Source organism: Kitasatospora sp. NPDC096204, assembly GCF_044763205.1.
In the GTDB taxonomy this organism is placed as follows: Bacteria; Actinomycetota; Actinomycetes; order Streptomycetales; family Streptomycetaceae; genus Kitasatospora.
In genome coordinates, this window is sequence record NZ_JBIWFT010000067.1 from 21,405 (window position 1) to 28,123 (window position 6,719).

Consider the following 6,719-nt stretch of genomic DNA (forward strand, 5'->3'; position numbering starts at 1 on the left):
GCCTGACCATGCGCCGTCCGCTGTGCCAAGCGGCGCCGCCGTACCGAGACGTCGGCGATCAGTCCGCCGTGGCGATCAGCGGCTGGAGCAGGATGTCGGGTTGGGCGCGCTGGAAGGCGTTCAGGTGCCACTTGTCGGCGAACAAGGCCAGCAGCACGCCGTCCGAGCGGCGGGTGAGCACCTCGCCGTTGGTCAGACGGGCTTTGGCCAGGGCTGCGGCGCCGTCGGCGTCGGTGATTCGGGCCAAGCGGTAGGAGAGCTGGTCGAGGGCGATCGGGGAAGAGAACTCGTGCTCCATCCGGTGCAGGATCACGTCGAACTGCATCGGGCCGACCGCAGCCATGACCGGCGCCTGGTCGCCACGCCGGTCGGAGACCAGCACCTGGATCACGCCTTCCTCATCGAGTTGGGCGACGCCCTTGCGGAACTGCTTGGAACGGCTGATGTCCTTGGGCCGTGCCACCGCGAAGTACTCGGGGGCAAAGGCGGGCAGCGGGGGAAACTCGGTCTTCTTGCCACTGAAAAGGGTGTCGCCGACCCGCAGCGCGCTCGCGTTGATCAGGCCGACCACGTCGCCGGGGTACGCGGTGTCGACCACGGTGCGCTCGGCCCCGAAGACGGTGTGGGCGTACTTGGTTGCGAAGGAGCGGCCGCTGGCCGCGCGGGTGACGTGCATGCCGCGCTCGAAGACACCGGAGCAGACTCGGACGAAGGCGATCCGGTCGCGATGGGCCGGGTCCATGTTCGCCTGGATCTTGAACACCAGACCGGAGAACTCCTCGCCGACCTCGCGGCTGCCGCCCTTGGCCAGCGGGCGGGGCCCGGGAGCCGGCGCGAGCTCGACCACGGCGTCCAGCAGGGGCTTCACACCGATGTTGGTCAGCGCGGCACCGAAGAAGACCGGGCTGATCTTGCCGGCCTCGAAGGCCTCCTGGTCATAGCCGGGGCCGGAGGAGAGCACCAGCTCCAGTTCCTCCAGCGCGGTCGTCCAGGCTTCGCCCTCCTGCTCGGCGGCCTTCTCGGAGGTGAGCTGCTCCTCGAGGGCGGCGTGCGTGCCGGCCGGCACCTTGGTGTAGCGCAGCATCTGCTCGGTGTTCCCCGCTTCGACCAGGCCGCGCAGGTTGCCAGCGTTGCCCACCGGCCAGACGACCGGGACGGGGGTGATCCCGAGGTGCGTCTCGATGTCCTCGAGCAAGGTGAGTGCATCCCGGCCGCGCCGGTCCCACTTGTTGATGAAGGTGATCACGGGGACGCCGCGATGGCGGCAGACCGCGAAAAGCTTGCGGGTCTGCTCCTCCAGTCCCTTGGCCGCGTCGACCAGCATGATCGCGCAGTCGACGGCGGCCAGCACCCGGTAGGTATCTTCGGAGAAGTCGGCGTGGCCGGGGGTGTCGACCAGGTTCATCACATGGTCGCGATAGCCGAACTGCAATGCGGCCGAGGTCACCGAGATACCGCGCTCGCGTTCCAACTCCATCCAGTCGCTGGTCACGCCGCGTCGGTCACCCTTGGCGTGCACCGCACCGGCAGAAGTGATCGCCCGCGCGTGCAGCGCCAGCGCCTCGGTGAGCGTGGACTTGCCCGCGTCCGGATGGCTGATCACGGCGAAGGTCCGTCGGCGGCCGGCCTCATGAAGGACCTGCGGGACGGGGACGGACTGTTTGGTGCTCACGGGTATCCTCGGGTACGCATCGGCAGCAGGCCGGGTGACACCTCTCCGTACCTGGTGAGCCGGGGATCAGGTCCGCAGGCCCAAGAAGCGATAATAGGCTGCCGGACGGCGTGACCCCGAAATTCCCGTTTGCCGGCTGCTGCCCCGGCTCCAGCCGGGATAGCAGCCGAACTGTCAGGAGTCGAAGTCGAAGCCGAGGCCGGGCCGGTCCAGGGTCCTCAGCCACAGGTTGCACCGGCCCGCTCGGAGTGGATCGTCAACTCGCCTTCATCGAAGCCCTGTTCGGCGACGGTGCCCTGGATGAAGCGCCGGGCGACCTCCTCGCTCTCGCAACCGGCCACCTGCGGGGATCAGAGAGTCGTCGCCGCAGGTCAAGCCCACGTATCGGCATGCGCAGGCTGGCATCGCCCGGATTGGTCGGCCTCGCCCACGACAGGTGAGCAATCTGAGCGACGCCGGCTCCGCAGGGCACGATGATCCGGCTGCTCTCGAGCCCGTGGTCAGCGGTCATATCGGGACGCTACGCCCTGCGACACCGAGCAGCGCCAGCGAGTCCACGACCCCTTGTCGCCACGACAAGGGATCGCCCCAGGTCAGAGGCCCCTTTCACCCGCTTGTGGGTACGGTGTGAGGCCGGGGGTTCACCGCCTGCTGACGCCCGCCAGGAGACCATGAGCATGGCTGTTCGCACGACCCGCGTTGGAAGTGATCACCATGCGCTCCGCAGCCCACAGCGGGCACGTCTACCGCCGGTGCGGCTGCCGCGACCAGGGTGGCAAGCAACTCGGAGCACACTGCCCCGAGCTCGCCACCGACCCCAATCACGGCACCTGGACCTTCTCCTTCGACCTCCCCTCCCCTCCCCCGACCATCGACGCAACAACATCCGCCGCGGCGGCTACCCCACCGCCGAAGCAGCCCGAGCAGGACTGCGCCGGATGATCGATGGCCAGGCCGTCGGCTACAGCGCCGACCCCAACCAGACCCTCGCCGACTACCTCACGACCTGGCTCAAGGACAAGCAGCTCGTCCTCAAGCCCACCACCTACGTCCGCTACCGCGACTACGTCACCACCGACCTCGTCCCCGCCCTCGGCACGATCAGGCTCGACGACCTCGGCACCCGCCTCTACGACCGCACCACCACCCGCGTCCGCCGGAGCAGCACTGCGGTCCCACGGGCGTAGCGACCGATCCCGCCTGTGGGAGGGCGGACGCCACCCCTTCCACACAGCACCGGCGGGGAATCAAGGTGAGCAGGTCCGGCAAACACCTGTATCCGGGTGGCCGTTTTCAGGGATCGCCATCACCCCGGACCACCGCGGCTGCGCCATGTCCGGGACCGGCTCACCACCAGGCCCCACCGCCCCGATCTCCTCCACCTGAACGGTGGTAGTGACCGGCACGGCTCCCGCCTCGGATACCGTGTTCCTACACGGGGTGCCATAACGGATGTGGCGCCCCCTACGGAGGTAGCCAGCGTATGAGTTCCAAGCGCAGCCAGAATCCAGCCCTGCCCGTCCTCGACGACGCATACCGGCTCGCGTCGGTCAAGGACACCGAAGAGTCCACCCGCGACTTGGCCGCACGGCTGGCCACCACCGAGCTGCGCCGCGCCTCCCACCCCGGCCGGGTCACCTGGGATCCCATCGATCAGGCCGATCCCGTACCGGCCCCGCCGACTGTGGTCGACGGTGACGGGGACCTGTGGCTGCGGGACCGGGGCACCGGCACCTGGACCATGCCCGAATTCGACCCGAAGACGTTCCCGGCCCGCTGTGGCGAGGTTCTGACGTGGAATCAGCTCGCCTGTGAGTACGGCCCGCTGACCGCACTGGCCAACGACCGCCACATCGGCGGCGGCGGCCGCCGCCGACGATGACCGCGCCGCCCTCCGAGTAGACCGCACCCCGGAAGGACACCGACGCGGCCCTGACAGCGGCCCTTCTCCCCGACCGGGCGCGGATCGGGCAACACGGTCCGGCGGTTGTCCTGGCCGTGTGCCCGCTTCGAGGTGTTGCGTGAGCCGGCGGGCAAGCGAACGGCCGCCACGGGATGCCTGACCTGACTGGCGATGCCCTGGGAGCAGGCCCACAGCAGCGGCCGAGGCGGAGCACACCTGCTCCCTGGTGGGGCCGCTGAGCTGCACTGATCCTCGTGGAGTCCTTGAAGCCTGGGTTACGATCCAGGCGTAAGGAGAGCCACAGCAGTGCCAGCACCACGCAAGTACTCCAATGCCGCGTAGTTAACGTGAATCCGCAGGTTGCAAGTCCGCTTCGTGTAGCGGTTCTTGCTGGTCGGGCGGGGCCCAGTCGGGTGCAAGGATGTAGGTCACGGGGCTGGCTTGAGGAGCATGCCCTCCTTGACCGAGCGGCCGAGTTCGGCGCTGACGCCGCGGTGGCTGGAGAGGCCCAGCTGCTTGGCGATCTCAGCCGCGCGCCAGGCCCGGTGGGGGTCCGTACGCATGATCCGGAGGGTCCGGTCGAGCACCCCCACCGCCCCCTGGACGCCGGCCTCACCGCCCTTGCCCAGGTCGCCGCCGCCCAGGCCGCTCTGCCCCTCGAAGACCTGTGCCGGACCCTGGCCGACGCCCACCTCGGCGACGGCCGCGACGACATCGCCGCCCTCGCCCTGCGCACCCCGCCCGCCGGGCCGACCCACGGGACACCGGTGACACACTCCCGGGCCCGGTGAGAGGACGCACCCCGCCCGACGGGTCGGCCCGCTGTCGGCGCTCAGTGGTGGTCCCTGAGCGCCTCGTCCGGGCCGCCTGCACCCGTGTCCATGATCTCGGCCGCTGCGCGGGAGTGCGGCGGACCGGCTCGGCCTATCGGGTCCCCAACAGGCGGCCCTCGTGCTGCCCGGTGGTGTCGATGGCATCGCGCAGGGCGGGCAGGTCCGGGATGGCGGCCTGCTCGGCGAAGCGGGCCAGCAGCCGACTGTCGACGACGGCGTAATTCCCCCCCCAGGGCGAACGTCACGTAATTCCCCAGCTGCCCACTGGTGGTGCTGGCCGCTGGATGTCTACGCCGGCCCGCGAGACGACCGTCGCCGCGGCAGCCGAACCGGCGCTCCTTGATGGCTCCGGGGTCTGGTGCTCGCGGGGGGCTTCGTCGCGGGCGACAGGGCCCGTCCGCCATCAACAATCGGATGAGTCATCCGGTTATGCTACCGTCACCATCAAGCGGATGACCTATCCGAATCGCCGGGCTGGAGGAACGTATGGGGAAGACAGCCGTGGTCACGGCCGGGACCGCCGGGATCGGCTTGGAGACGGCTCTGGCACTGGCTGCCGCCGGATTCTCGGTCACCATGGTCGGGCGCAGTGCCGACCGAGGCGCCCGGGCGGTCGATCGGATCAACGCGGTGAATCCGGCGCGACCTGGTCGGTTCCTGCCCGCCGACCTCGGCTCGCTCGACGGCGTGCGCGCGCTCGCCGGCCTGATAGCCGGCGACCACGCCGCCTCAGGCGAACCGCTGACCGTGCTGGTGAACAACGTCGGGGCGATGTTCGCGGATCGGCAGGAGCTGGACGGCGTGGAGGCGTCGTTCGTCGTCAATCACCTCTCGCCGTACCTGCTGACGGAACTGCTGCTGCCCACGCTCACGGCCGGTGCGCCGAGCAGGATCGTGAACGTGACCTCGGGTGCGGTCGGTGTCGCCAAGCGGGTGTTCGACGCCGTCGAGCCGCCCGGGGGCTACTACGGATTCCACTGGTACGGCCGCGCCAAGCTCGCGAACCTCGCCTACACGCTCGACCTGGCGTCGCGACTCGACGGCACGGGCGTCTCGGTCTTCGCCGCCGACCCCGGAGGCGCCGCGACCGACATGACCAACGGCACCCTGACCGACCCGAAGATCGTCTCACCGGCCCTGCGGCTGCTGTGGCCGCTCGTGCGCCGCAAGTTCGAACGCTCCACCGCGGGCCCGGCATCCGAGGCCGCAAAACCCTCCATCATGGCCGCCACTGACGAGTCCCTGGCGGGCCGGACCGGCATCGTCATCGGCGCCACGGCACGCCCGGCGGCGCCATTGCGCACGGCCACCGACCCCCGCGTCGCCGAAGCCGTGCGCCGACTCAGCCGGCAGTACGCGCCCCTCGTGGCGCCCTGACCCGCCAGGCCCGGCCTCGCCCGGGCGGCGGGCCTGGCGGATGAGCCATCCGATTAGCATGTCCCCATGACGACGACACCACTGCGCAAGGACGCGGCCCGCAACTGGGACCGGATCGTGGCCGTCGCCCGCGAGCTCGTCGACCAGGGCACGCCGTTGCAGCTCAACGACGTCGCCCGCCGCACCGGGCTCGGAGTCGGCACCGTCTACCGCCACTTCGCCACGCCCGAGGCCCTCCTGGAGGCGGTCGCCACCCCCCGCCTGGAAGCCTTGGCCGCCCACGGCAGACAGGCGCTGGCCGACACCGACGCCTGGCGGGCGCTGGAAAGCTTCCTGACCCACACCGTCGAGGCGCAGGTCACCGACGCCTCCGTGGCACCGGTCGCCGCCGCTTCCGTCAACGCCCTGCCGCGCACCGCGGAACTCAAGGAGTCTTTGTGGTCTACAGGCACCACACTCCTCGACCGGGCCCGCGCGGCCGGGGCAGTCCGCCCCGACCTGGCCGCAGCCGATCTGGTCCCGCTCATGTGCGGCATCGCCTACGCCGTAGCCGTACACGGCAGCACCCCCGCAGACAGGATCGACACCGCGCACCGCTACCTGGCCGCATTGCTCGGCGGCCTGCGAGCCACACCGACGGCGGTGTGAGATCCACTCTGCCGCAGCCTTGAAGCGTCAGCGCCCCAGGCTTGCGAGAACCGCCTTCGCCGCGTTCTCGCCCGAGGTGGCCGCGTCGGCGAGCGAGGGCATGTCGAGCTGGTAGTCGCCGGCCAGGTGGATCGGTCCCAATGGGTTGCGCAGCGTTGGCAGCGACTCGCGGCCGCGTGGCGCCCAGAACGGGGTTCTGGATCACTTTCCGTGCCAGAGCCACAGAGCGTCACCACAACCGCGATCATGAACGGTCGTGGCTGACGACCTCCTCCAAGACCTCTGG

At 70.1% G+C, this 6,719-nt stretch carries 8 protein-coding genes; 5 read left to right on the forward strand and 3 right to left on the reverse strand.

All coding sequences use genetic code 11. The annotated features are described in order from the left end of the window. Positions 1-58: 58 nt before the first annotated feature. Positions 59-1,672, reverse strand: a complete 1,614-nt coding sequence (locus ACIQ87_RS39150; RefSeq protein ID WP_402416891.1) for a peptide chain release factor 3 — start codon at positions 1,670-1,672, stop codon at positions 59-61. A 218-nt stretch (positions 1,673-1,890) separates the two neighbouring features. Further along, complete coding sequence (locus tag ACIQ87_RS39155; RefSeq protein WP_402416893.1) at positions 1,891-2,013, reverse strand: hypothetical protein; 123 nt, start codon at positions 2,011-2,013, stop codon at positions 1,891-1,893. A 373-nt stretch (positions 2,014-2,386) separates the two neighbouring features. Here ACIQ87_RS39155 and ACIQ87_RS39160 point away from each other — a divergent pair, with 373 nt between their 5' ends. The 3 genes from ACIQ87_RS39160 to ACIQ87_RS39170 all read left to right on the forward strand — a co-directional run bounded on the left by ACIQ87_RS39160 (position 2,387) and on the right by ACIQ87_RS39170 (position 3,554). Next, on the forward strand, positions 2,387-2,614 hold the full coding sequence (locus ACIQ87_RS39160) for a hypothetical protein (RefSeq protein WP_402416895.1): 228 nt from the start codon (positions 2,387-2,389) through the stop codon (positions 2,612-2,614). Continuing rightward, positions 2,611-2,859: a hypothetical protein gene (locus ACIQ87_RS39165; RefSeq protein ID WP_402416897.1), complete on the forward strand. Its 249-nt coding sequence runs from the start codon at positions 2,611-2,613 to the stop codon at positions 2,857-2,859. Before ACIQ87_RS39160 ends, ACIQ87_RS39165 begins: the two co-directional genes overlap by 4 nt. A 296-nt stretch (positions 2,860-3,155) precedes the next feature. Next, the gene (locus ACIQ87_RS39170) at positions 3,156-3,554 is read left to right on the forward strand and encodes a hypothetical protein (protein ID WP_402416899.1); all 399 of its coding nucleotides are present in this window, start codon (positions 3,156-3,158) and stop codon (positions 3,552-3,554) included. A gap of 449 nt (positions 3,555-4,003) precedes the next feature. Here ACIQ87_RS39170 and ACIQ87_RS39175 read toward each other — a convergent pair whose 3' ends face one another. Then, positions 4,004-4,333 carry a hypothetical protein gene (locus ACIQ87_RS39175; RefSeq protein WP_402416900.1) on the reverse strand — a complete coding sequence of 110 codons (330 nt, stop codon included), beginning with the start codon at positions 4,331-4,333 and terminating at the stop codon, positions 4,004-4,006. 561 nt (positions 4,334-4,894) lie between these two features. On the opposite strand from ACIQ87_RS39175, the gene ACIQ87_RS39180 reads away from it, so the two are divergent. Further along, positions 4,895-5,785: an SDR family NAD(P)-dependent oxidoreductase gene (locus ACIQ87_RS39180; protein ID WP_402416902.1), complete on the forward strand. Its 891-nt coding sequence runs from the start codon at positions 4,895-4,897 to the stop codon at positions 5,783-5,785. A 66-nt stretch (positions 5,786-5,851) separates the two neighbouring features. Further along, positions 5,852-6,433, forward strand: coding sequence for a TetR/AcrR family transcriptional regulator (locus tag ACIQ87_RS39185; protein ID WP_402416904.1), 582 nt, complete (start codon positions 5,852-5,854; stop codon positions 6,431-6,433). Positions 6,434-6,719 lie beyond the last annotated feature (286 nt).

Bases quoted from the DNA above. Each gene is read 5' to 3' on its own strand.
- ACIQ87_RS39160 (WP_402416895.1), top strand. From the start codon at position 2,387: ATGCGCTCCGCAGCCCACAGCGGGCACGTCTACCGCCGGTGCGGCTGC.
- ACIQ87_RS39165 (WP_402416897.1), top strand. From the start codon at position 2,611: ATGATCGATGGCCAGGCCGTCGGCTACAGCGCCGACCCCAACCAGACC.
- ACIQ87_RS39170 (WP_402416899.1), top strand. From the start codon at position 3,156: ATGAGTTCCAAGCGCAGCCAGAATCCAGCCCTGCCCGTCCTCGACGAC.
- ACIQ87_RS39180 (WP_402416902.1), top strand. From the start codon at position 4,895: ATGGGGAAGACAGCCGTGGTCACGGCCGGGACCGCCGGGATCGGCTTG.
- ACIQ87_RS39185 (WP_402416904.1), top strand. From the start codon at position 5,852: ATGACGACGACACCACTGCGCAAGGACGCGGCCCGCAACTGGGACCGG.